This window comes from Pedobacter sp. MC2016-05 (assembly GCF_026239735.1).
In the GTDB taxonomy this organism is placed as follows: domain Bacteria; phylum Bacteroidota; class Bacteroidia; order Sphingobacteriales; family Sphingobacteriaceae; genus Pedobacter.
The window spans coordinates 1-25,061 of the sequence record NZ_JAPIVT010000014.1 but is presented as its reverse complement, the minus strand read 5'-3'; the positions used below and the strand labels follow the sequence as shown (position 1 = coordinate 25,061).

Sequence of the window (25,061 nt, the reverse complement as noted above, 5' to 3'; positions counted from 1 at the left end):
ATCGTGAACGATTTAGAATATCTGAAATATCTACTGTTGATTTCGCCTGCCGGAGCGGCTGGTTTTATACTGCTGTGTTTTTATATTCTCCCACATAATTAATTTATCTTCAATTTTAGAAAAGGCTCTAATTTCTCCATCTTGCGAAATCACAAAACCAAGCGCCGAAGGATGATTCCAGCAATAGGAAATCATAGATCTGTGTCTGGTTCCATAATGTTTAGGATCATGCGGTACAAGCGATTTTGGAGTTGCAGTAGAGGTATTGGAAACAAAGATTTTTCGAGGCATTTTCTTCGATCTTAAAACCGCTCCAAAACCATTTGCAACCATGCTTTCATTAAACAATATCACGCCATCTACGCAACTTTGCGATGCTATAAAACTAATAGCGCCTTTAATTTCATCGGCTGTGCCTTTTTTATGGAAGAATAGCTCTGTTTCTTTTTGATAGGTATTGCGGGCAACCGATCTTCTTCCTTTTTTAAAATCACTGTAAATTCTATTTTCAACTACATACTGGTCTATGGATGCCTTTGCATGTGCAATCAAGGCCTGTGCAAGCCGATCGTAGTGTATTTTGTATTTAACATCTAAATCAATTGTATCTGGAGCGATTAAAATTGCGCCACCGTGCTGATAGTTTTGAATTTTCAACAACAGTCGTGAAAAGGTTTGAATCCATAAACCATCCAAAAACTCTTCCCACTCTGTGTATTGTTCCGTTGGATGAACCTGATCGATATAAGTTCTTAATGCCACTTTCAGAAAGTCAGCATTTTTCTTTATCATTTTAGATATTGGCCCAATGGTAAGTACATCGAGATACCTTTTAACCAAAACATTTTGTTTAAGTGTAGCTAAAAGTTCATAATCAAAAAACACATGTAGTGTTCCAATATCGCTCACAGCAACCTGAAATAACCCTGGTTGTTCAGAGTACATGTCAGATTCGTAGTTGAGAAAATTTTGATAGTGCATGGCCTGATCAATCATTCCCCAAACGTAAAGACGACCTTTATCGTCAAAATATACGGCCAAAGAAGTGCTCGAAGGGTCCGCCGCTTTCGATAGTTTGGCCAATGATTTAGTCGTCATGGGGATTCTTCGATCGAAAGCAATACAACTCCAGCGCTCTGGAACTAAGTTTGCTGGCGGAGCAGGATCGGGATTATCGGGATTGATTAACGTAACTGTAACTCGGGTCAAATCACTTTCCTCTTTACACATACTAGAGTAAAAGAGACAATCGAACAAATTTTCTAACACGGCCAATTCTGGAAGCAATTGTTTACTCCTGGTGAGACGAAGTTTGTGCTGAACTAATAAAGCAAGATCAATTGGGCGAGAATTTTCCAAAGTGAATGATTTATCAACTAAACAAAATGAGACCTCTAAAGTTTGTTCACAAACATTAAAGTTGTAGGATAGCTTAACACCTAGTCGAACATCATGATGATCCAATAAGATGAATTAAATAGCGATTTTTCATTTCAATAAATCAATTTCCCAAACTTATTTGAAAAGATCATGTTAAGTTAATAGGCCAATTCAGTTCGGTTGCGCTTAATACATTTAAAATTTTATGATGAAAATAAGTGATGAGGGATTATTGATTCCCAACGATTATTACAGAACCCAGTTTATAGATAGTTTTCGAGGCGGCATTGAAGGAGACAACACGATGACCTTTATTGTGAAAGATGATACCGATTTGGTTGTTTATGCCAATGCGGCAAAACTGGTTTGGGAATCTGTTGGAGATTACCCATCAAGCTTTAGAGGAATTGTTCGTACAAAACATGGAAATGCCTTTGCCACATTTGAATATGTTGGCGCTTTGAGTGAATCGGTTTCAGCCGCTGGGTAAATACATTATTTAAAATATATCTATTATGAAAGCAAAATTTTTAATAATTGGCTTAGCTATTTGTGCTTCGTTTGCAGCCTGTAATGGCAAACAAGCCGATCAGGAAAATGCTGATAAAATGAATCAATATACTGATTCAACATCTTTGGATACGACAACAAAAGATAGTACTAACGCAAACAATATGGCAGATTCTACAACAAATGCTCCCGCAGATGCTAACCATTAGGTAGATAATATAAGACCTGGTAAAACCTTGTGGAGGAAGAAGTGTTTGTTTTAAAAATATTCGATATTATGACTGAAGAAAAAAAACAACAAGCAATAAAATTGTTAAAGCAAGGGTTAGAAACGGTTGAAGAACGTGAATACACCGAAATTGCAGAAGTGCCAACCGAAGATAGCGATCGGTTTGAAGTGAAATATAGTTTTTTACATGATAGTGTAGAAGGCATATTTACCGTAGTAGGCCGCAGTAATGAATTTCATGCATCAGATGAGGAAAAAGATTTAAAAATCACCTTACTGAGCGAATTTGCCGAGGACTCTTTACATTACGATTCGGCAACAGCGAAAGAGCAAGTTGATCACGATTTAATTAACGTTGAAGAATATCTGCACCGCCATATTAATGAGGGATAAATATTGAAACAGAGAAGATAAGAGTAGTTGTCTACTTATCCTCTCTGTAATAATAATTTCCTAATTCCCTTTTAGCAAGCCTTTAACAAGGCTTTTCCATTGTGGATAAGAGAAGCCAATTCTGGCCGCTGTGCCCACTATAGCATTTCGAAAGTTATCTAATCCATTACCAGTTTCAAAATTTGGCGATTCGTTGCGAGCATGTTCCTCTGCATACACGAAGTTTTTGATTCGTTTAATTTGAAATGTAGAGGTGGCTCGCGACGTTAAAAAGTGAGCGATTTTTCCATCTGGCTCCAGTGGATGCGCTGATGGACGAACCCGAATGGTAAAAATGTCCTGATCGAAATCTACTTCAGAAAAAACTGATTCTACATGCACCCAATCGTAACCCTTTCCTAATCGCGTTCCTGGTCCGGGAATATCAATTCGGATGTAGTCGCCCTCCTCCACTTCACGATCGCAGGCTCGGCCAGCATGATCAAAAAGTTTGAAAGATGATAATGGAATGCTGGATAACGAACCCCAATTATTTACATCCGATAACCGATGCTTAACAACTTGATAAAATGCGGTAGCTTCTTGTTCACTGTCGAATTCAACATTTTCTACTGCATCTGTTTCAGCTCCACTTTGATGTACTGGAACATGATCTTTTCCGATAATTTCTCTTTCCATTGCGATAAATGTTATCAGTTTTTAACTATCCAATTAATAACACAATCATTTATTTAGCGGCTTTGTTTTATCAAATTAAGTTTTTATACCGTCGATGCTAAGAAATTAATTCTCACAATGAAACTTATATTTAAGCTAACCCAATTCAATTTTCCATTGCTGTTTCTGACTTCGATAATTCGGATCATTCTCTGCCCTTTTCCAAAACCCATAAAATATATCGGCAGCTTTTGCCTTCTCCTCCTCACCAGTGCACGCTCCAGAGGTGAATAACCGTTGTTCGCATCGTACTTTTTGCCGCCTTTATAATTTGCATATCTCCTTGCCCTGGTATAACCCATTTGCAGGTATTTCCTGGCGAGATCAGCACCAACAAATTCGTTATTTGATAAATAAGTTTCAAATAATTGATAGATTTTTTCAGCGCTTTCCTTTGCGATTTCCGGATTTTTGAATCGCCAAAAAGGACCGATTTCTGATTTATAAGGCTCGCAGATTAAAACGCCTTGCTCACCTTTTCCAACCTTATACTTTTCTGGATTTTCCCTATAATCAATATCTGGCTTCCAGGCATATTTAGAAACGTCAAAGTTGAGATAGGACGGCGTGGAAAGTTTTTCTTTTGCTGAATGATCTTCCATTTACATTTGGTTTTAATATTCGCCGATATTGCTTGATTCTTTAATCATCGATTGAAGTGTACTGATATTTCCATGTGCATTACCCATTGTGTTGTTGAAGTAAATGAAAACTTCCTTTCCTTCCATCATCCAATCTTTTATATAGATAGCATATTCAGAAAGAAATGCCTCGTCATAACTCCCTTTATAATTTCCACCAGGTCCATGAAACCGCAAGTACACAAATGAAACATCATTAAACTCCATCGGACTAGCGCTGAAGGACTTATCGTGAATAACAGAAGCGAAACTAAATTCGGTTAACAATTCGCTAATTTCTTCAACATAAAGAGATGGGTGCCGTAACTCTACCGCAATCTTCCATTTGTTACCGATATTGTAACTGTGTAAATTCTCCATTAAGCTTCGAAGTTGCGAGAAATCCGCAAGGCGAATACTGGGCGGTAGCTGAACCAACAGGCAACCGTTTTTATCCTCAACACGGTTGATTACGTTGAAAAATTGTGAGATTTCTGCAGGATCAAACGCCAGTTTTTTTTGATGGGTAATTCCCTTAAACAGTTTAAAAGTAAACTTAAAGTCTTCTCCAACTTCTTCCCGCCATTTGCTTACTGTTAATGGTTGCGGAATTTTATAAAAAGAACTGTTAATTTCTATGCTATTCATTAAACTGCTATAATAAACCAGCCTGGATTTATCCTGAAATTCTACCGGATAGAAAGATTTATTTGGTACTGGCAAAAGCAAACCACTTGTTCCGAGATAATATTTTTCAGTGTTGATGTTGTTCATAAGCTACTATTCAACATCTATTTCGAGGTAATTGTTGTTGCCATTAGTACTTTGCTAAACAATTGATTGCTAAAATTAAAACCTAATAAACTTTAATTGGTTATATCTTCATGAATGGACTAAGCATACAACAACTTTTCGATCAATACCAAGATATTATTTTGGAGGTTGAATTAGCGAAGAAAAATATTGATGAAACGCCATTGAAAGATCTTTCCGAAGAAGATTATATCTCTGCGGATGAAGCAGAAAAATATGTGACCAATTACGCAGAAAGGGAGCGTAAAATGGCGCACTTAGAAAGAGTAAGCCAGGAATGGTCGGAAATATCTGATGAACTTGCCGCCAAATTGTGCATTATCAATACCAAAGTTTTGGTAAATGATAAACGTGACGATACTAAAGCATTAATTTATTGTGTAGATGGAGCGGTTACAGTTGAGGAGATTGAGTAATCTCAAATTGAAATGCTGGTAATAACAAATTACAAAAAAGCCCTTCAGAATAAACCGAAGGGCGACTTTTTGTATGTGGGCCCACCTGGGCTCGAACCAGGGACCAAAAGATTATGAGTCTTCTACTCTAACCAGCTGAGCTATAGGCCCGAAAAACTTTCGTTTTTTTTGAGAGTGCAATGTTACAAATTTGCTTCGAATATTGGCAAATATTTTTGAAAAAAATTATCTGCTAAATATTCAAAACATTGTATTTCAGCAATAAATTTTAAGCAAGTGGAAAATAATCAACGTGCTTCCAAGGTCCGCCAAGGTATTCCCACAGATCCAAACCTAAGCCATAGCAAGTGAATGGAACAAATTTTTCGGAGAGCGTATGGTAAAGTTCTTTTGCTACTTCTGCCTTAATTTTATTTTGAACAGTAATATGAGGCCTATAACCTTGCCTGTCTTGTGCCGTTAAGTTATCCCAAAAATGTTGCGCAATTTTTAATCTAAGGGTGTTTAATTCTTCACTTTCAATTTTATAAGCTACCCCATTGCCTAAAAAACGCAGGGAGTTTACTTCCAAATCAAATTGTTTGACAACCAAGCTTTTCAAAAAATTCACAATATCATCGTAATCAACCAAATGGTGGAAAAGCGTAAGGTGAGCATCAAGTAAATTTCTTTCTTTAGGAAAATAGGCTTTGCGTTGCTGATCAAAAAAATCTTGGCTTTTTTGATCTACTCTGAGTGTAAGGGTGTAAACTGGCATTAAAAAAGCATCATCGATAACAAGTAATTTATATACTGCTAACAGCTGGTGCCTCAAGATGTTTTTCAGTTAGCTAAAGAATAAAGAGAATTCTATTAATTGTTTTTATCATAAAACTTGAAAAAGTCGTTCAATCTAAAAATTTTTGTGAGGTAAGAATAATCTTGATTAACACGATTATAATTTTCAAAATCAGGCTCTTCATCATCAATATTACCTTTGCCCATTGTTCTGTCAGGAATAAATAAATCGGTGGTCACTTCAGGTTTGCCTAAAAGCGAATAAATTTCCCGGCCCTCTATTGCATAAGCTTTAAACTGACTTCTTAAATCTTTTTTGGTGTAGATGATATTATAAATTACATACTTTGACTTTGTTGGATTTATTACACCGTATTCTGTCGGATCTAGATATAAATCCTCGCCAGCTATGCTATAATCTTTACAGTCAATTTTATGATGACCCATTTCTAAATCGACTTTTAAAAACGTATTTGCTGGAACTTCGTATTGCTGATCGTCTATGGTAACTACTAAAGCTTTGTTTGTAGGATTATCAATTAAAGTAGAACCGTTGATTTTTGCCTTCCAAACCAACTCGTAATAGCCGTAGCCAACAAAAGCCAGAACAACGAATAAGAGAACTAAAACTCCGCCGGTGGTTAGTTTTTTGGATGGTGCTGCTGTATTCTCTGCCATATCATTTAATTTTATAATGAATAATTTTAAAATTTCTGTCATTAAAAATAACAACCTCCTACATTAAAAATCTCATCCAATTATTATTCGCGGATTTTCAGGACAAATTTGTCAACATTGAGCGACTATAGCTAGTCTATAATTTCCATTCACTCCTTTTTCTAATCCTATTTTAATACTAGTATAACATTTAAGTTATCAAACCCTCGAACCTTATGAAATTGACTTTTGTATGAAGCTTAACATCCGACACAAACATTTTCGCCCCTATCTTTGTATATAAGCGATGATGATGAAGCACCTGAGAAATAATTTTACCAAAAGCACCTTTGGCTTTTTGCTGCTGGGCATGCTGATGTTAAAATTCTTTTCTTATTCTATTTCTACATTCGCATCATCGAATAGTTCATATTCTACCGAAAAAGGCACAGAAGATAATCAAGATAAAGATGAGGAGTCTTTTGAGAAAGCAAAAAAGAAACTTCAGCTTTACGAATCTTCAGCAACTCATAAGGAAAATTTGCATTACATTAACCGGATGTTACTTCCCGCTCAAATGCAAAAAACGAAGCTGCATATTTTTCCGCCCCGAAATGTTCCGACACCGCCTCCCGACTTCTTGATATAATCTATTTGATTTATTTCAAAGAGAATCGATGGACGTGATTAGGTCTCCTATTACATCCTGCTATCTCCTTGAGTTTTCTGCAAAGCATTTAAACTATTTTTAATCGTTAATATAAATGAAAAATCAACATATCGCCGGTGCACCAACGCCCTGGCAACGCCTAGTACGCATGCTCCATTTGGAGCGAAAAACCATCAATTACATCTATGTATATGCGTTACTAATAGGCTTAATTGGATTATCTCTACCTCTGGGAACAAGTGCAGTTTTTAACCTACTATCTAATGGAGCTGTTTATAGTTCAACCTATATTCTTATCGCAGTAATCCTGGTGGGCATTGTAATTGGTGGAATTTTATTGATAGGCCAACTTACGCTGGTCGAATTTTTGGAGCAAAAAATATTCACCAAGGCTGCGTTAGAATTTGCATTTCGTTTACCCCGAATCAAAAAGAAAGCGCTGGAAGGTGAGAACCCTTCAGAGTTAGTTAACCGTTTCTTCGACATTTTAACCATTCAAAAAGGCTTAACAAAATTGCTGGTGGACATTATTGCGGCTGGAGTCCAGATATTCTTCAGCGTGATTTTGTTATCATTTTATCATCCTGTTTTTATGGCCTTCGGAACATTTGTATTGTTTGTAATTGTTTTGGTGCTAGTGATATATTATCGTCGTGGTGTACAAACTAGCATGGAAGAATCGAGCTATAAATATGAAGTGGTAGCTTATTTGGAAGAGATTGCCGGAGATTTAGACACTTATCGCCAAAGCAGTTCGAAAAGAAAGGAAATTATAGATCGCACTGATGAAATTACCGCTAATTATATTCAAGCCCGTAATGATCATTTCACCGTGTTAAGAAACTTTTTTATGAGTGCAGTGGCATTGCGTACCGTGTTAATGGGTGCACTACTGCTAATGGGATCTTATTTTGTAGTAGAACGACAAATCACTTTTGGCCAGTTTGTGGCAGCAGAGGTAATTATCGTACAAATTAGTTATGCGATTGAGAAGTTAATGACCAATTTAAATACGGTGTTTGATATGGTTACCGGAAGTGAAAAATTAGCCGTTGTAACGGATTTAGAATTAGAGGAAGGAGACTTGAACCATGGGTAAAATTAGCAACAATTTGGCTCAGATTAAAAATTGGGAAGAGCTTTCAACGCATGCAAATAGCAGAATTATTGATGCCAAAGGTTCGAAACGGTTAGGGAAGGTTGCATTGTTTGTCCTTGTTTTCTTCATTATCCTCCTATTTCTTCCATACCGCCAAACTATCCCTGGCCGAGGTACAGTTACTGCTTTGAGGCCTGAAGATAGACCTCAAACTGTACAGAATCAAATTGGAGGAAGAATTGAACATTGGGCAGTTAGAGAAGGTCAGGAAGTAAAAAAAGGAGATACTATTTTAGTGATCTCGGAAACAAGCCAGTCGTATTTCGACCCAGAATTACCCACCCGCTTAAATGAGCAATTAGACGCAAAACGCGGAAGCGAAACCGCAGCGGCACAAAAAATGGATGCCACCAGATCTCAAATTGATGCATTGAGCGATGGCTTGCGTTTCCAAATGAAGGCTGCAGAAAACAAGGTTCTTCAGGCCAGAAATTACTTAAGCATAGATAGTGCAGATCTTTTAGCTGTTCAAAAATTTTATGAAACTGCAAAAGCTCGTTTAGAACGATATGAAGCAGGTTACAAAAACGGCCTGTTCTCTTTAACAGACATCGAAACCCGTAGATTAAAATTACAGGAAGACAATGCCAAAGTCATCAGCCAGCAAAATAAGTTGGGTAACTCCCGCCAAAATCTATTGAACTCGATTATCGAACTGGATAACATCAGGGCAAAATATCAAGAATCATTAGCAAAAGCGCAGTCTGATATGAGTTCAGCCATTTCTAGCAGGGCAAGTGCGCAGGGTGAAATTGCCAAATTGAGAAATGATATTTCCAATATTAATGTAAGGAGAAGTTTGTACGTTGTTCGTGCACCACAAAACGGATACGTTGTAAAAACGCTTAAGGCTGGTATTGGCGAAAATATAAAAGAAGGAGAATCAGTAGCCACCTTGCAGCCAAAATCGCCTATGGTAGCAGCTGAATTATACGTGAGCGCCATGGACGTTCCACTGATTCTGGATACCAGCAATGTGCGTTTGCAATTTGAAGGTTGGCCATCTGTTCAATTTTCGGGCTGGCCATCTGTTGCTGTGGGTACCTTCGCTGGCCAAATATTCTCTATTGATAAAGTAAGCAGTCCTGACGGAAAATATCGCGTTTTAATTAGCCAAACCAGTCCTGTACCTAAAAATGATGAGCCCTGGCCACCGCAATTACGCCAGGGGTCTGGTGTTTTCGGTCGCATCATTCTTCGATCTGTTCCATTATGGTATGAAATCTGGCGGCAACTTAATGGTTTCCCTCCAAGTTTAGAAAGAGAACCTCCAAAAAGTTTGACAGATACAAAATAAAGAAGCATTGAAAATGAACATAAAATTGAAAAGCTTTTCTGTCTGCTTAATATGGTTTTTGTTAATAAGCCAAATTGGTGTTGCACAGCTAAAGGCGAATACGGTTGTTAAAAAAAGTTACGATACCGCCCGGGTTTTCTCTTTGGAAGATTTACAAATGCTGGTATTTAAATATCATCCAATTATTAAACAAGCGGCATTGTTAAGTGAGGCTGCACGGGCTAATGTTTTGCAGTCGCTGGGCTATTTCGACCCCACACTAAAAGCAGGCTTCGCCAGAAAGTTGTTTGGAAACACTGAGTATTATAATAAATGGGATAGCGAGCTTAAAATCCCTTTATGGTTGGCCGGTGCAGATTTAAAAGTGGGTTACGACCGCAACGTTGGAACTTACGTTAATCCAGAGAGTCAAACCAATTCACAGGGTCTTTCGGCAATTGGCATCAGCATTCCATTGGGTCAGGGTCTAATTATCGATGCCCGTAAGAACACCTTGCGCCAATCGAAAATTATGGTGGAATATGCAGAAGCCGATCAACTAAAACAAATAAACAGTGTTTGGTATGGCGTGGCCAAAGATTATTGGAACTGGTATTATGCTTATAAGCAATATGAGTTAATTGAAGAAGGACTTGATTTGGCCGACCGACGGTTTAAGGCATTAAGTACGCAAACCATATTGGGAGATAAACCTGCTATTGATTCGGTAGAAGCTTATATCACCGTGCAAGAAAGAATGATCCAGCGGGCCAAATCAGCAATCGAGCTGCAAAATGCCCGATTGGTTTTGTCAAACCACCTTTGGAATGAAGATGGAAATCCATTGGAATTACCTGCAGACGCTATTCCGCAAAATGCAACCGAAACCCCTGCTAAACTAAATCCTTTAATTTTGGATTCGTTATTGGGTCAATCGGCAAATCAACATCCAGAATTGGTAAAGTTGCGCACAAAAGGTGCTCAATTAGCCATTGAAAGAAGTTACCGCCAGGAATTACTGAAACCTAAACTAAATGTTATTGGTAATTTAATTTCGAATAGAACCAGCTTTAACAGTAATATTCCGGGTTACTATGATTTTAACTGGAGCAATTACAAGTTAGGGATTGAATTTGCCTTCCCGTTATTTTTACGATCTGAACGTGGTAAGCTTAGGGAAGTAAAAATAAAACAGCAAGAGCTAAATTTTGAGCTGCAGCAATTTGGAAGGGAAATTCGAAATAACATCGTAGCATCATACAATGACGTTGCTGCCTATTCTGCTCAATTGGCTCTTCAACAAAAAAGTATAGAGAATCAGCAAGTTTTGGTTAACGGCGAAAACCAAAAATTTACACTCGGGGAAAGTAACTTGTTTTTAATTAACAGTAGAGAAACAAAGTTAATCGACATGAAAATTAAGCAAGAAAGTATGATTTCTAGTTACCAGAAAACGATAGCCGAGCTTTACTACAAAGCGGGTACAAGACAGCTACAAAATTAAAAAAAACAGGTTTATTTCGGGATATTCCAATAGTTAATCTACAGGAATATCCCGTTTATATTTTTCAGCAAATTCTGTTGGCGTGAGTTCAAATTGCGTAAAAAAGCATTTACTAAAATACGAATGGGAGTTGAAACCTACCATGTAACCAATTTCTGAGATCGTGTATTCTTGCTCTACCAGTAACTTTGCAGCTGTTTTTAGCCTAATCAATCGGACAAACTCATTCGGTACGTGCCCAGTTTTAGCTTTGATTTTCTTGTATAAACTCGATCGGCTTAAACCCACTTCTCTACCTAAATCTTCAACTGATAATTGTGGGTCGGAAATCCTGGCTTCGATTATCTGAGTAATTTTTTCCAGGAATTTTTTATCCCTATTGCCACTGATTAAAATTTCAGTTCCTTCCAAGGGGCTTTGAGCAAAGCGTTGCCTCAAATTCGATTGCAGCTCCAACAGATTTTTGATGACTAACGAAAGCTGTTTCCACTTGAATGGTTTTGAGATATAAGCATCTGCCCCACTTTCCAATCCCTGTATTTCTGCATCGGTATTGGTTTTAGCCGTAAGCAGCACTACGGGCAAATGGCTGTAATCAATATCATTTTTTATGATTTTACAAAGCTCAATCCCGTCCATCACTGGCATCATCACGTCAGAAATAACTAAATCGACCTGATGATTATCCAGTTGTTTTAGTCCCTCTTTTCCATTTTTTGCTTTTAAAGTATGATAACCTTCGGCAATAAAACTTTTCACCAGAAAATCTAACAATGATGGATCATCTTCTACTACCAAAACCGTTTGTCTGCCCTCCCGATCCTCATTTAACGCATCTAAATCATCAGTGATGCTTATTTCGTTTTGAATAAACGGAATCAAAACGGTGAAAGTTGTTTTCACACCCTCGGAGCTTTGCACTTCTAACCTACCGCCATGTTTTTCCGTTAATGATTTTGCCAAAGCAAGGCCAATCCCTGTTCCGCCTAAGTTTGTATACTGATGTTCTTCAGTAGAAACCTTAAAAAATTTCTTGAAAATTGAGTCCAATTGCGCTTTCGGAATCCCAATTCCATCATCTTCCACGCTAATAGAAATCATTTGTACGCCGTTTTCACTCGTGTACAAATCGTTAACTTTTATTTCCAGTTTCTCTCTTGCAAATTTAAACGCATTGATTAATAAATTGCTCAATATCTTCATTAAGGCCTCTGGGTCGGCGTTTACTTCTAATGTTTTGAAATGGCTTTGTACAGAAAACGCTAATTCGCGTTTGGTAGCAATTGGCGCAAAGCGATCGCGGATGCTGTTTATTAAATAAACAAGTTCAATGGGTTCTGGGTGGATTTCGAAAATATCACTTTCAATACGCCTAAAATCCAATAGTTGATTAACCAGAGTGAGCAATCGGTCTGAATTTTCTTCCATCACCTGTAACTGGCTCAAGCTTTCCGCATCTTTCTCCTTTCGGGATAAAAGCCTTTCTAGCGGAGCGATAATCAACGATAATGGCGTACGGATTTCATGCGCCATAGCCGTAAAAAACTCTATTTTTTGTTTGTAAAAATCCTGCTCATTTTTATTTTTAAGTCGCTCAAGCTTAATTTCATTGCGCTTACGTGCTTTCGTATAAACATATCTTCGCAGCCAAAAAGCACCCGAAACAAACACCAGAAAATAAAAAATGTAAGCCGGTATGGTTTTATAAAATGGTGGCAGAATGGTAATTTTAATATTGGAAATCTTTCCCGTATCTGCGCCTAAATCATCAATTACTTTCACCTGAAAGCTATATTCACCCCCCGGAAGATTGGTATAAGTCGCCTTACGCTGACTGCCTACGTTATTCCAGCCCTTATCAAAACCCTCCATTTTAAATGCGTATTGTAATTTGTTAGGCGCTATGAAACTCAAGGAGGCATATTCGATACTCAAAACCGATTGATTGTGGTTTAACACCACCTCATCCGTATAATTAATGGAACGTTTTAGCGGACTGTTTTCATCATTCAGATCTAAATCTTTGTTAAATAACTGAAAGTTGGTAAAAGAGACTTTCGGCGTTGTTATATTGCTTTGAACCTGGTTGGGATAAAAAGCATTAAAACCATTTATACCGCCGAAGTATAATTTGCCAGAAGAATCTTTGTAATACGCCTTGTAATTATATTGCTGACTTTGAAGATTGTCCCATTTACCAAAGCTCTTTTTTGCCTTCGTCTTAGGATCAAATTCAAACACCCCATTATTGGTAGAAAACCACATTTTACCGAAATTATCCTTTACGATACCATAAATTACAGCACTTTTTATCCAGTTTTCATCATCATAAGATTTAAACTTACCCGTTTTCTTGTTTAGCACATTAAGCCCGCTGCCATCAGTTCCCAACCAAAGATTACCTTCTCCATCATCGAGTATACAAATTACTTTGTTCGAACTGATAGCGCCTGGATTTTTCGAGTAAGCATATTGCGTAAGTTGATTATCCAGGCCCATTCGAATCAATCCGTTATCGTAAGTAGCAATCCATATAACATTGTCTGTATCCTGATAAACTTGATAAATACAACTCTTTTCCAGGTTCTTCCCTTTTATTCTGATGAATCTGTCATTTTTTTCATCATAAAGATTCAAACCTGAAATGGTGGACACCCAGATTCTACCCTGCCGATCTTCTTCTATCGAATAAACACTGTTGTCACTTAAGGTGTTGGGATTATTCGGATCGCTTTTGTATCTTTTTATCTTCCCCGTTGATGGATTTAAGATATTTAAACCTCCTGTGTACATCCCAATCCAGATATTTCGAGATTTGCTTTTGTAAAGCGCATGAATATTGTGATATGAAAGACTGTCTTGCCCTGCCGAAAATGGGAATTTCTTAAAAGTTTTATCAGCACTATTAAAAAAGTTCAAGCCACCATCTTCAGTTCCGATCCACATCTGGCCGGGTTTAGTTTCTAAAAATGCACTTACCGCATTTCCAGATAGCGAATTTTTAACTCCCGATGGATAATAGAATTCAAAACCTGAGCTTCCCTCGTGGTAATAATTCAATCCACCAAAATAAGTTCCCACCCAAATACCACCTTCTTTATCTTTAAAAACGTTGTAAACGGCATCGTCGTTGATACTGAATGGATCGTTATTTTTGTTTTGATAAACAGTAAAGCGGTTATTTTTCCGGTCGAAGATGTTTAGGCCTTTTTCGGTGCCCAGGCAAATGTAGCCAGGTTTGGGTTCATAAATCGTGCGAACAATATTGTCGCTAATCGAGTTTCCGGCAGATTTTTGATAAATGGTAAACTGATTGGTTTGATGATTCCATAGGTTTAGACCGCCTGCCATCGTACCGATCCAGATATCGCCGTTGGCATCTTTATACAAATCAAGAATTACGTTGCTGGATAACTTTGATGTTGAAGAAGTGGTGTGATGGCGAACTTGATGTGTTCTGGGGTTCAAAACATCGATCCCCTTTCCGTAAGTACCCAGCCAAATGTCGCCAGTATTGTCCTGCAAAATTTTTGGCACTTCGTTCGATGAAATTCTAACAGCCGAGGAAGTGGAGAAATTGAGTAATCCCTGTGTTTTCGGCGTATAACAGTAAATACCCTTCTCCTTGGTCGCAATCCAAATTTTCCCATCTTTGGAACGCATGATATCGTTTATGAAAAAATTTTTGAGTGGTTTAAAGAGCGTAAATTTCTCAGTCTCTAAATTGAAAACATAAATACCTTCATCTGTTCCAATCCAAAATGTTTTTGAATCGTATTTGAAAATTTTTCTGATGAAGTTATTTCCTATCGTGCCCGGAATCCCTTTTTGGTATTGAAAAGACTTGAAATCGTAGCCATCAAACCTGCTTAGACCATATTTGGTTCCAAACCACATATAACCTTGATCATCTTGCTCAATATCCCAAATGGTATTGGCACAAAGTCCGTCACTAACGGTATAATGCCGAAAAAAAATCTTTTGGGCAGATCCATTTTCGGTCAGAAAAAAACTAAAAAAAAGTAGCAGGGCTATCGCCCTGCTTAGTTTTTTGAATTTCATATAATGGCTAGATAGGGCACACAATATAGCGATCTTTGCTGTGCAGCACCACTATTTTATATCATTAAGTTTTTTGATTACTTCAACCTCTTCCTTTTTGTAAGGTGTTCCATCATTTCTAAAAACTTCATGAAACCATTCTTTAGGTTCTTCCCCATTTGGAAGTGGCGTATCCCAGGCATATTTGGTATTTGATTTACCATCCACCAAACCCCAGTTAATGGCGCCGATATTTTCCTTTTTCAAAATTGGCATCACCGTTTCAAAGCGGCTACCTCTTGTACGAGCCATGTATTCGGTACAAATCATCGGCCTGCCATGAGATTTTAACATATCGATAACGCGTTGATGCCATTGTGGTTCTTCATAGTCGTGGTAAGTAATTACATCAGAGTTTAAGGCCTGGAAGGCGTTCAGCTCTCTGTAATCCCAGGCCCAAAGTCCGGCACTAATTGGCTGCTCTGGATTTACCGCTCGTGCCCATGTAAACACCGCCTTTAGTAAGGGATATGAGGTGGTCAGCTTACCAGAGTTTCCTGGCTCGTTGTACAAATCCCATAGCAAAATGCGTTTATCAATTTTAAAACGGGTCATAACATCTTTTACATATTTCTCTAAAGCCGGAAAGTTTGCCTCATTTTTTGAATCTGGGTCGCCTGGATCCTGAACCCATCCCGAATTGTGAATACCCGGTTTTGGGGCAGGTTGCTTGCCGATTTTCGCTTGCTTGTTCCAGCAATCATCAAAAAACACAAAAATGGTTTTGATCTCGTGCTTATCAGCAATACTGAGATATTGATCCATTCGCTTTTTGAAGCCTTCTTTATCCTGTTTCCAGGCCAGGCTATGTAAATATACCCTCATGGTATTAAACCCGATGCTTTCTGCCCAACCCAATTCTTTATCAATGGTTGCCGCATCGAAAGTATCAGCCTGCCACATTTCCAACTGATTGATGGCTGTGCTTGGCAAAAAATCCGCTCCATTAATCCATTTATATTGTTTGTACCAGGCATTTGCCTTTTCTATCGACCATACCTTTCCAACAACAGGTGTAGTTTCCTGAGCATTAGCCAAAGTGGTGAGACCGAAAAAAGTTATTAATAAGTAACTGAAATATTTTTTCATGATGTAAATTTTAGCAGGGCTTTTAAGCCCTATTAATTATTTAGTTTGTGATGGAATTTGCAACTCCTGACCGCTTTTTACAGGAACACCAAAATTTGGCGAACCATCGGCATTCCAGGTAAACTTCTGTGCTCTTGGCGATCGTTGTCCGCCGCAGCCTTGTCCGGGTGCAGAGTTTGCATGATATAAAATCCAATCTTCTTTTCCATCAGGAGATTTAAAAAACGAATTATGTCCCGGAGCGTAAACGCCATTTTCTGGTGATTGCTTGAACACTGGTTGCTGGCTTTTTTCCCAGGATGAAACATCCAAGAGATCCTTTCCATTCAATGTGAGCATTCCCAAAGCATAAAAATCAGTCCAACAGCCGCTCGCCGAATAAATTAAGAAAACCTTGTCTTTGTTGAACAAAATTTGCGGTCCTTCATTTACATCAACATGTGGCGGATTGCCTGGATCGTTTAAATCACCGTGTTTTTCCCATTCAAATTGTGGTGTAGAAATTTTATGTCTTGCGCCATCAATTGTCCAGGGGTTTTTCATTTTTGCAATGTATATTTCCTGTTTCTGGTTGATGTCTCCTTCCCAGCCAGCCCAAACCATATACAACTGTTTTTTGTAGATGAACACTGAACCATCGATAGCCCACTTATTGGTTGCATCGCCCACTTTTCCTTTAAAAACCCATTCTCCTTTTAGCGGATCTTTTGATGAGTTTTCAAGCACATACATCCGGTGGTTATTGTTGTTCCCATCATCAGCAGCAAAATAAACGTACCATTTACCCGCAATAAAATGAATCTCTGGTGCCCAAAGTTCTTTAGAATAGGCCGTATTTGGCGGTGGAATAAAGATGGTTTTCTTTTCGGCCGTTTTTAAATCAGCCAGATTTTTGGTTTTCCAAATGACCAGCTTGTTCTGCATGGAATGGGTATAATAGTAATAGCCATCTTTGTAAATGCTCCACGGATCAGCACCAGAAGGCAGCAAAGGATTGGTGAAGGTTTGCGCCAAACCCAACTTTGCAACCAGAAGGATACAAACTGTAAGCGCAACCTTATAGATTTTATTTTTTTTATTCATATTACTTTTCTCCTGATGGTCTGGCAATTTGTAATCCTGTTGCTACAGGAGTTCCGAAATCCGGACTTCCATCTGCTTTAAACATAAATTTTTGCATCCGCACATTTCTTAAATCGGCACAACCCTGATTGGTTGCAGAGTTAGCATGATAAATGAGCCAGTTTTCCTTCCCATCCGGAGATTTGAAAAACGAATTATGACCTGGGCCAAATGCATTGCTGCCGGGTTGTTTGCTAAAAACCGGAGTAGTAGATTTTGTCCAGTCCGCTTTTACCATAGGATTTCCTCCGGCTTTTAAACTGAGCTGACCCAACGCATAATCGTCCGTTCCACAATAGCTGGCAGAATAAATGATAAAGGCTTTGTTATCTGGCCCTATTAGTGCCTGCGGCCCTTCATTAACCCCAAAACCATTTTTTTCCCAGGCAAATTCTGGCTCGGTTAACTTTGTTGTCGTTCCTTCTAAGGTAAATGGATTGGTCATTCTAGCGATGTAAATATTTTGTGTCAAATTCACATTCGTTACATCAGGACGCCCGCACCAAATGAAATACCTGTTGCCATTCACTTCAAGAACAGAACCGTCAATGGCCCAAAAATCAGCACCTGGACTGAAAATTTTCCCTTTATCTACCCAGGTTCCCGTTGTTGGATCTGGACTACTGTTTTCCAATACCCATGTTCGTTGACTAAGGTCTGCACCGTTTCCTGCAGTGTAATAGATGTACCATTTACCATCGAAGAAGAACAATTCTGGTGCCCACACATTTCTGGAGTTTGCAGCGCCAGCAACTGGCGTAAATACGGTTTTTGGCACAGCCGAACTTAGTTTAGACATAGCTGTAGTGCTCCATAAATTAATGGAAACGCCATTAGTTTGCAGATAATAATACACACCATCCTTTTGAAATACCGAGGGATCGGCACCGTTCATTAAAGGATTGGAGAATGTACTAACCGCTAGCGGTGGTTCAGGATCGATGGGTGTTGGATTATTCGTTTTCCCGCAGGATAAGCCCACTGAGACAGCAATCCCCAACCAAAGCAGGTAAATTTTTAATCCTTTTGATGTTGAAATATTCATATAGGTGATGTTAAAAAGGTTAGCAGCTATACTGCTAACCTTAGTATAATTAATATTTAGGATTTTGCGTCAAATTAGAATTCAAATCAATATCACCTTGTGGTATTGGATAAACTTCGTGTTTGCCAACAATAAATCCGGTAAAATCAGCATCTCTGGTTGCTAACGCTGGACTTAAATCGCCCCAACGTTGCAAATCTGCCCAGCGCCAGCCTTCTCCCGCCAATTCTGTTACACGCTCATGTTTCAATTGTGTTAAAAACTGAGCTTGGTTTAAACCTGGTTTTGCTGCTGTTAAGCTGGCTAATCCAGCTCTCTGGCGAACTCTATCTACATAAGGATAAGCCTCAGCAGTTCTGTTTAGGCCATTTAGTGCTTCTGCATACATCAGCAAAACATCCGCATAGCGAATTAAACGGTAATTATTTGGCGAACGGAAACCTTCCTGATTTTTCCAGTGATCATTTAACAATTTACGAAACCAAACGCCATTTGCATCAGGACCGTTGCCATAACGACTTTGAAAGGTTTGGCCATAAACGATTGTTGCAGTTGGGCCAGCTGGATTTGCATTATTAAAAATGAACGATGCTGCTAAACGTGGATCTTGCGCATTGGCTACTGTTCTTTCCTGCAAAAACTCATCAACTACCCATCTGCGGGCACCACCATCAGAAAAACCGACCCCTGGAGGCGCAAAAAATTGTGCAATAGAAGTACCGGTATTGTTAATCGCACCTTCATTTACATCATCATCTGTATTCTCATTTACATTTTCGTTAAACTGAATCTCAAAAATAGATTCGCTGTTGTTTTCTTTCGTGATGATAAAGTTGTCGCGATAATCGGCTGTTAAAGTGTATGTTGAAGCACCTGCACCGGTAATTAAGTACGCAAAGGCATCTGCTGCTTGCTGATACATTTTTTGCTGAAGATAAGTTTTACCTAAAAGTGCATAAGCCGCACCCCGTGTGGCCCTGCCTAAATCAACTGCCGGATAACTTACCGGTAAATCCACAATGGCTTCAGTTAAATCTTTTGCCACCTGAGCATAAGCTTCAGTTGTAGTGGCATTTCTTGGAACATCTTTCGGTTGCGAAGGCGCCAACATTAACGGCGGGCGACCATAATAAAGTGTTAAATTGAAATAGAATAAAGCCCTTAAAAATTTTGCCTCAGCAATAATCCTTTTCTTGGTCGTTTCATTCATTGTAATGTTAGGCACATTTGCAATCACTTGATTGGCTCTGAAAACACCAACATAGAGTGTTTGCCAGGTATCGGCTGTAAGCCCATCATTATAATTAGTTTGATTGAAACGCATTAGATTGTTCAATCCACCATCTCCACCCGATCCAAAACCTTCATCAGATTTTAAAATTCCATGGTAATAAATCCATCGGGAATACAAACTCGCCGTACGGTAAAAAGTACCATAAACTGCATTAATTCCTTTTGTCGCATCGGTTTCGTTTTTCCAGAAACTTGCAATTGTTGGTGCATTTGGGTTAACTGCATCAAAATCTCTCTTACAGCCTGCTAAAGCAATAATCGTAACAGTTAATATGACTATATATTTTTTCATGATTCTATTAATTAAAATTAAAAACCTACGCTTAAACCAAATGAAATGATTCTTGAGGATGGATAATTTCCGTTATCTACTCCTGGCTCAAGGTTTGGATTTGCACCTACAACATCAGGATCTAAACCGCTATATTTCGTAATGGTGAACAAGTTTTGTCCACTCACATATAATCTTGCACTGCTGATATTGGCTTTAGAGATTAATTTCTGCGGGAAACTATAACCCAATTCTACATTACGTAATCTTAAGAATGAACCATCTTCAACCCATCTATCGCTATTTCCTCTTGCATTTTCGTTGATTCCTCTATCGTTTGCAGCAAATTGATAACCCAATCTAGGGAAAGTCGTATCGGTGTTATTTGGTGTCCATGGATTGATATCTCTTCTGTAGTTTGAGTTACCGTAGCTGTCCAAATCTCTCAATACATCGTTATATAATTTCTGTCCAAAAGCACCATATAACTGGATAGAAAGGGTGAAATCTTTATATCTGGAATTGAATTGCAAACCGCTTGTAAATTTCGGAAATGCTGATCCTGCATAAACACGGTCTTTATCATTTATATCATCATTTGTTCCACCAGCCACAGTATTTTGATAGCGAATGTCGCCTGGTTTTGCATAAGCACTTTGTGCCCGGTGTGCATTAATTTCTGCCTGATTCTGGAAAATGCCATCAGTTTTTAAAACGAAATAATCTCCAATTGAGCGCCCAACCTGCGTTCTCGTATTGCCAGACTGGATATAATCTTTTGGTAAACCTGTTTCGGTATCAATACCCAAATTACCTAATGACAATACTTTGTTTCTTACGATACTGATGTTACCAGCAATATCCCATTTAAACGCACCATCTGATTTAGGGCGGTAACCTAAATTAAGTTCTACCCCTTTATTTTGAATGGAACCAATATTTACGATTGGATCACCTTGTAAATTACCCAAATATCTTGGCAACGGCTGGCTGAGCAATACATCTTCAGAAACTGATCTAAACACATCAAAATTAATAGTAAACTGATCTTTAAAAAGAGAAGCATCAAAACCTAAATTGGTTGTTTTTTTCTTTTCCCATCTTAAATCTCCAGAAGCAAGTTTTGCTTGTATCGCACCTGCGGTAGTTACCTGGTTTGGCCCTAACACTACATCTGGCGCCTGGTTTAAGAAACCAATAAATTGAAACGGACTTAACGTATTGACACCCAGCACACCATAAGAACCACGTAATTTCAAATCAGAAACCCAATCAACTTTAAAGAAATCTTCCTTGGAAATTCTCCATCCTAAAGCACCAGATGGGAAATAACCTGTTCTAAATTGAGGAGAGAAACGAGAATCCTTATCCGCTCTAAAGGTAAAAGTGGCTAAGTATTTTTCATTATAAGTATAGTTTAATCTGCCTAAATAAGAATCCAATAAACTTTTATACAAGTCACCAGAGGATGTTCTGCTGGCCGTTGGACTAGAAACAAGCGTAGTAAAATATTCGCCATTAAGTTGAGTAAGGTTATTGGCATTACCCGAAACAAAATCGGTTTGTGTAGTTTGCTGCGTATAACCTACAACACCATTAATGCTGTGTTTACCGATGTTGTAATTGTAATTTAACGTGTGCTCTAACAAATAACTTAAAAATTGAGAGCGACGTTCGCCTAGCTGACTAAGTTCTGGTGATTGATTTTGATACCAAGAACCGTCTTTCCTCACTGATTTACTTTTATCAAAACTGGTTTCTATACCTGCATTAAACTTGTAATTTAAGCCTTCGATAATTTTGAAATCGACGTAAGCGTTACCGATTAACTTTGCAAAATTAGATCTAACAGAAGTAATGTTGGCAATGGCAACCTGATTACGCGAAAAAGTGTTGATGTTTGCATTTGAACCATAACCCCACCCTCCTGGATTTGCAGTACTAATTAAAGCATTGTCCTGAACCGGAATTAATGGAACACTTGAAAACATATCGTACCATGGGTTGCCAGCAAAGGCACCACCTTGAAATGGCGCTTTCGAGGTAGATGAAGAGAAAGCAAGGTTTTCGCCAAATTTGAAGCGACCTTTAATTGTTTCGGTATTAACACGGAAGGATGCACGTTCGAATTCACGGGCAATTAATACGCCTTTATCTTTGAAATAACCACCAGAAATAAGGTATTTTGAACCATTACCACCACCAGAGATACTGGCGTTGTAATCTTGAACAGAACCTGTTCTTAATGTTTCATCCACCCAATCGGTATTAATTCTACCATTGTAATTAGCAACACCAGGTTGAATAGCCATTCCTGATGCCTGATAAGCACGGGTATTTGTCGCCGCATATTCTGCAGCATCCATCATATCGTAAGTTTTTGGAACCTGAGAAATACTATATCTGGTTGCAATGCTGATTTTGGCTGGCCCTTCTTTACCTTTTTTCGTAGTGATTAAGATAACTCCATTACCTGCTCTTGAACCATAAATGGCAGCTGCAGACGCATCTTTCAAAATTTGTATATCATCTACATCATTTGGATTAACGGTAGTGTTTGGGTCTGCAATCATTCCATCAATAACATAAAGAGGACTTGCATTACCGAACGTGGCTAAACCACGAATATTAACTACAGCCTCTTGTCCAGGTGCTCCACCGTTCCGAACAGAAACACCAGGTGTTTGACCCTGAAGTGCCTCAGGAAGTGAGCGGGACACTAATTTTTCAGTATTTCCTGTATTCACAGAACCGGTTGCACCGGTTAAATCTTTTCGTCTGATGGCTTGGTAACCGATGACCACAACATCATCTAAAGCAGTATTAGACGATTCTAAGGTTACATTAATTATAGGATTTGATCCGACAACAACTTCTTTTGCGCTAAAGCCAATGTAATTAAAAACTAACGTAGCATTTTCTGGTACGGTAATGCTGAACTTGCCCATTGCATCAGTAACAACTGTTTTGCCACCGCCTTTAACGCTAACAGAAACTCCAGGCAGCGTTTCACCGCTGGCATCTTTTACCGTTCCTGAAATTTGAATGTCGGCTTTAAAAGCTTTAATCTCTAAAGCATTTTTATTTATTGAGGAGGCATAACCCGGCGTAATAATCGCTGCCATTACCAAGGGCAAAGCAACTAAGCGCTTGAAGTTACCAACCTGATGGACATGAAATAGATTGAGTAAATTTCTTTTTTTCATAATGTTTACATTTGGTTTTGTTTTGTGGAGAGAAGTAGATATCCGTCTGTTATATGACAGATTTTAAGCAAAGATGTTCGGCTTTTTTTCATCATTTAGAAATAAGTTTATATCGGTTAGTTTGTCAAATCGAAAGGAGATTTAACAGTAGCAATGTTAATGCTTTGCGGTATAAAACGGTATAAAAATTGTTTCTAAATCTATAACAAATGTAGCTTCTGCTTTAAAAAATATGTGCGAGAGGAGCAGAAATGGAGTTTTATTAAAACTCATCGTTCGGTAGTCCAAAAAAATTGAGCAATCTTTTTTTCATCTAAACAGCTCAAACTATAAAAACCATATCATGAAATATGGCGTTATTTAAACACGTGTCGTTAAATAAATTTTATAATTTTACTGCCTAACATTAATCATTAATGCCAATCCTTTCTCTTTCGCCAAAAGACCTTTCAAACTACGATAAGCAGCTTGTACAATTATCCTCCACCAAAGATAAATTTGAATTAATCAGAGAAATTTACAAACGTGTATCTGTTAATGAAACCGAATTGGAAAAATTGGAATTTGCAGTAAACTTATTGCAGGTTCAAAGCAATTATGATTTACAAAAAGAAGCATTAAGGAAGCAGCACCAAAAACTTAAAGATATCAGACAAACGATAGACGATAGGATTTTAGTTGTTGAACAGAAACTGTATTTAGGGATTCCTGAAGACCTGGATGAAATGGAGCGTTTAATTACCGAGCAGGAAGCGATTGTTGCCGATCAGGAAAAACTAAATGATGATGAGCTTTCACTTCTGGAAAGCATGAGCCAAATAGACGTTGCCTTTGGCAAACAATTAGCAGAAATCGACCAATCAAGATCCAATCGAGATTTGCCTTTAAAAGCGAAATTAGAAAGACAACTATTACAGGTTGAAGAAACTGAAAAAAAGATACAGCTCCAATCCAAGCTTTATTCTTTTCTTCCCATACTAATTATTCCAATTATTTTAGATTATTTGGCTTATCGACTAGGCTTAAATGGGACAAAACAAATTATTTTTTCTCATTATATATTTTTAGTTTCCTTTTTGGGTATCCAAATATTTTTCGCAGATACCATCATTCAAAAAATAGGAAATTACTTGGCCAATAAGCAAGCAGATGTGTTTTTAAAACAAATTTCTGATGAGGTAAATCAGCTTGACAAAGCCAAAAGGCAAATAGAGAACAAGCATGGAATCAAAGCCGAAGATGTAGTTGCTTTAGATATGAACTATTGATTTGTATAGTTTTCCTTCACTACAGCCGCTGTAACCATTAATTGCCCCAGATGCCTCATGGTATGCTCGGCTCCATGAAAAAGTAAACCCATAACGGTAGAAGGCAAACCCGCTCTACCGATCCCTCTAAATTGAGTCAGGGTATTTACGTCAGTTTCTCTAAGTTGCTTCATGGCGATAATAATTTGCCCATCAAACCTCTCCATTAATGATCGAACAGTGTATCCGGTTTCACTATCAAACCCCTCTTCTTCCAGTTGCTTAAACTGAAATGGTGTTAAACTTTCGTTTCTGGCGTAAGTAAAAACACGGTCCAGCACGCCTGAAAGATGTTGCAGATGAAAGCCTACAGACGCCATACCCGCAGGCTTTTGCCATAAAAGTGCAGTAGGAAAATCGAGCAAATATTCATGTAACTCTTCTTGCGCTTGTAAAATCGCATGACCAACAGGCTGTAACAGAGGTTCGAGGTCCTGTAATGGTCCTCTCTGCCAAACTTCTAATTTTGCCATAAATAAATTTTAAGAAATGCCAATTTATAACAA

General features: G+C 38.2%; 22 protein-coding genes and 1 tRNA gene. 9 read left to right on the top strand and 14 right to left on the bottom strand.

Annotation, left to right across the window (positions count from 1 at the left end; translation table 11 throughout):
• Nucleotides 1-30: 30 nt before the first annotated feature.
• The gene (locus OQZ33_RS16500) at nt 31-1,359 is read right to left on the bottom strand and encodes a putative sensor domain DACNV-containing protein (RefSeq protein ID WP_265800208.1); all 1,329 of its coding nucleotides are present in this window, start codon (nt 1,357-1,359) and stop codon (nt 31-33) included.
• Between the two features lie 226 nt (nt 1,360-1,585).
• Here OQZ33_RS16500 and OQZ33_RS16495 point away from each other — a divergent pair, with 226 nt between their 5' ends.
• The 3 genes from OQZ33_RS16495 (at nt 1,586) to OQZ33_RS16485 (ending at nt 2,512) form a co-directional block, all read left to right on the top strand.
• Nucleotides 1,586-1,870, top strand: a complete 285-nt coding sequence (locus OQZ33_RS16495; RefSeq protein ID WP_265800207.1) for a hypothetical protein — start codon at nt 1,586-1,588, stop codon at nt 1,868-1,870.
• A 25-nt stretch (nt 1,871-1,895) separates the two neighbouring features.
• Nucleotides 1,896-2,099, top strand: a complete 204-nt coding sequence (locus OQZ33_RS16490) for a hypothetical protein (RefSeq protein WP_265800206.1) — start codon at nt 1,896-1,898, stop codon at nt 2,097-2,099.
• Between the two features lie 68 nt (nt 2,100-2,167).
• Nucleotides 2,168-2,512: a hypothetical protein gene (locus OQZ33_RS16485; protein ID WP_265800204.1), complete on the top strand. Its 345-nt coding sequence runs from the start codon at nt 2,168-2,170 to the stop codon at nt 2,510-2,512.
• A 60-nt stretch (nt 2,513-2,572) separates the two neighbouring features.
• Here the strand turns inward: OQZ33_RS16485 and OQZ33_RS16480 are convergent, their stop codons facing one another.
• The 3 genes from OQZ33_RS16480 to OQZ33_RS16470 all read right to left on the bottom strand — a co-directional run bounded on the left by OQZ33_RS16480 (nt 2,573) and on the right by OQZ33_RS16470 (nt 4,623).
• Nucleotides 2,573-3,190: a hypothetical protein gene (locus OQZ33_RS16480; RefSeq protein ID WP_265800203.1), complete on the bottom strand. Its 618-nt coding sequence runs from the start codon at nt 3,188-3,190 to the stop codon at nt 2,573-2,575.
• Nucleotides 3,191-3,273: 83 nt separating this feature from the next.
• Complete coding sequence (locus tag OQZ33_RS16475) at nt 3,274-3,831, bottom strand: DUF4385 domain-containing protein (protein ID WP_265800202.1); 558 nt, start codon at nt 3,829-3,831, stop codon at nt 3,274-3,276.
• A gap of 12 nt (nt 3,832-3,843) precedes the next feature.
• Nucleotides 3,844-4,623, bottom strand: coding sequence for a DUF72 domain-containing protein (locus tag OQZ33_RS16470; protein WP_265800201.1), 780 nt, complete (start codon nt 4,621-4,623; stop codon nt 3,844-3,846).
• Nucleotides 4,624-4,733: 110 nt separating this feature from the next.
• On the opposite strand from OQZ33_RS16470, the gene OQZ33_RS16465 reads away from it, so the two are divergent.
• Entirely contained in the window at nt 4,734-5,078 is a 345-nt protein-coding gene (locus OQZ33_RS16465) for a hypothetical protein (protein ID WP_056850348.1), read from the top strand.
• A gap of 76 nt (nt 5,079-5,154) precedes the next feature.
• Here OQZ33_RS16465 and OQZ33_RS16460 read toward each other — a convergent pair.
• The 3 genes from OQZ33_RS16460 to OQZ33_RS16450 all read right to left on the bottom strand — a co-directional run bounded on the left by OQZ33_RS16460 (nt 5,155) and on the right by OQZ33_RS16450 (nt 6,533).
• Nucleotides 5,155-5,228: transfer RNA gene (locus tag OQZ33_RS16460), tRNA-Ile, on the bottom strand.
• A gap of 118 nt (nt 5,229-5,346) precedes the next feature.
• Nucleotides 5,347-5,892: a 2'-5' RNA ligase family protein gene (locus OQZ33_RS16455; protein ID WP_265800199.1), complete on the bottom strand. Its 546-nt coding sequence runs from the start codon at nt 5,890-5,892 to the stop codon at nt 5,347-5,349.
• A gap of 38 nt (nt 5,893-5,930) precedes the next feature.
• Nucleotides 5,931-6,533, bottom strand: a complete 603-nt coding sequence (locus tag OQZ33_RS16450; RefSeq protein WP_265800198.1) for a hypothetical protein — start codon at nt 6,531-6,533, stop codon at nt 5,931-5,933.
• 292 nt (nt 6,534-6,825) lie between these two features.
• On the opposite strand from OQZ33_RS16450, the gene OQZ33_RS16445 reads away from it, so the two are divergent.
• The 4 genes from OQZ33_RS16445 to OQZ33_RS16430 all read left to right on the top strand — a co-directional run bounded on the left by OQZ33_RS16445 (nt 6,826) and on the right by OQZ33_RS16430 (nt 11,121).
• Nucleotides 6,826-7,161 (top strand): hypothetical protein, encoded by a 336-nt coding sequence (locus tag OQZ33_RS16445; protein ID WP_265800197.1) that lies wholly within the window; start codon nt 6,826-6,828, stop codon nt 7,159-7,161.
• Between the two features lie 115 nt (nt 7,162-7,276).
• Nucleotides 7,277-8,281, top strand: a complete 1,005-nt coding sequence (locus OQZ33_RS16440) for an ABC transporter transmembrane domain-containing protein (RefSeq protein ID WP_265800196.1) — start codon at nt 7,277-7,279, stop codon at nt 8,279-8,281.
• On the top strand, nt 8,274-9,638 hold the full coding sequence (locus tag OQZ33_RS16435) for an HlyD family secretion protein (RefSeq protein ID WP_265800195.1): 1,365 nt from the start codon (nt 8,274-8,276) through the stop codon (nt 9,636-9,638). The genes OQZ33_RS16440 and OQZ33_RS16435 overlap by 8 nt, the downstream gene beginning before the upstream one ends.
• A gap of 58 nt (nt 9,639-9,696) precedes the next feature.
• A complete protein-coding gene (locus tag OQZ33_RS16430) occupies nt 9,697-11,121 on the top strand; it encodes a TolC family protein (RefSeq protein ID WP_265800193.1) in 1,425 nt (474 codons plus the stop codon).
• 33 nt (nt 11,122-11,154) lie between these two features.
• Here the strand turns inward: OQZ33_RS16430 and OQZ33_RS16425 are convergent, their stop codons facing one another.
• From OQZ33_RS16425 to OQZ33_RS16400, 6 genes are read right to left on the bottom strand one after another with little or no spacing between them, the layout of a single operon-like run.
• Entirely contained in the window at nt 11,155-15,183 is a 4,029-nt protein-coding gene (locus tag OQZ33_RS16425; RefSeq protein ID WP_265800192.1) for a hybrid sensor histidine kinase/response regulator transcription factor, read from the bottom strand.
• Nucleotides 15,184-15,234: 51 nt separating this feature from the next.
• Complete coding sequence (locus OQZ33_RS16420) at nt 15,235-16,311, bottom strand: glycoside hydrolase family 2 TIM barrel-domain containing protein (RefSeq protein WP_265800190.1); 1,077 nt, start codon at nt 16,309-16,311, stop codon at nt 15,235-15,237.
• A 36-nt stretch (nt 16,312-16,347) separates the two neighbouring features.
• A complete protein-coding gene (locus tag OQZ33_RS16415) occupies nt 16,348-17,394 on the bottom strand; it encodes a glycoside hydrolase family 43 protein (protein WP_265800189.1) in 1,047 nt (348 codons plus the stop codon).
• Nucleotide 17,395: 1 nt separating this feature from the next.
• On the bottom strand, nt 17,396-18,478 hold the full coding sequence (locus OQZ33_RS16410) for a glycoside hydrolase family 43 protein (protein ID WP_265800188.1): 1,083 nt from the start codon (nt 18,476-18,478) through the stop codon (nt 17,396-17,398).
• A 49-nt stretch (nt 18,479-18,527) separates the two neighbouring features.
• Nucleotides 18,528-20,063 (bottom strand): RagB/SusD family nutrient uptake outer membrane protein, encoded by a 1,536-nt coding sequence (locus tag OQZ33_RS16405; RefSeq protein ID WP_265800186.1) that lies wholly within the window; start codon nt 20,061-20,063, stop codon nt 18,528-18,530.
• 17 nt (nt 20,064-20,080) lie between these two features.
• On the bottom strand, nt 20,081-23,248 hold the full coding sequence (locus tag OQZ33_RS16400) for a SusC/RagA family TonB-linked outer membrane protein (RefSeq protein ID WP_265800185.1): 3,168 nt from the start codon (nt 23,246-23,248) through the stop codon (nt 20,081-20,083).
• A 416-nt stretch (nt 23,249-23,664) separates the two neighbouring features.
• Between OQZ33_RS16400 and OQZ33_RS16395 the strand changes: the two genes are divergently transcribed.
• Entirely contained in the window at nt 23,665-24,516 is an 852-nt protein-coding gene (locus tag OQZ33_RS16395; RefSeq protein ID WP_265800184.1) for a hypothetical protein, read from the top strand.
• Here OQZ33_RS16395 and OQZ33_RS16390 read toward each other — a convergent pair.
• A complete protein-coding gene (locus tag OQZ33_RS16390) occupies nt 24,510-25,028 on the bottom strand; it encodes a DinB family protein (RefSeq protein ID WP_265800183.1) in 519 nt (172 codons plus the stop codon). The two genes, OQZ33_RS16395 and OQZ33_RS16390, sit on opposite strands and share 7 nt — an antisense overlap.
• Nucleotides 25,029-25,061 lie beyond the last annotated feature (33 nt).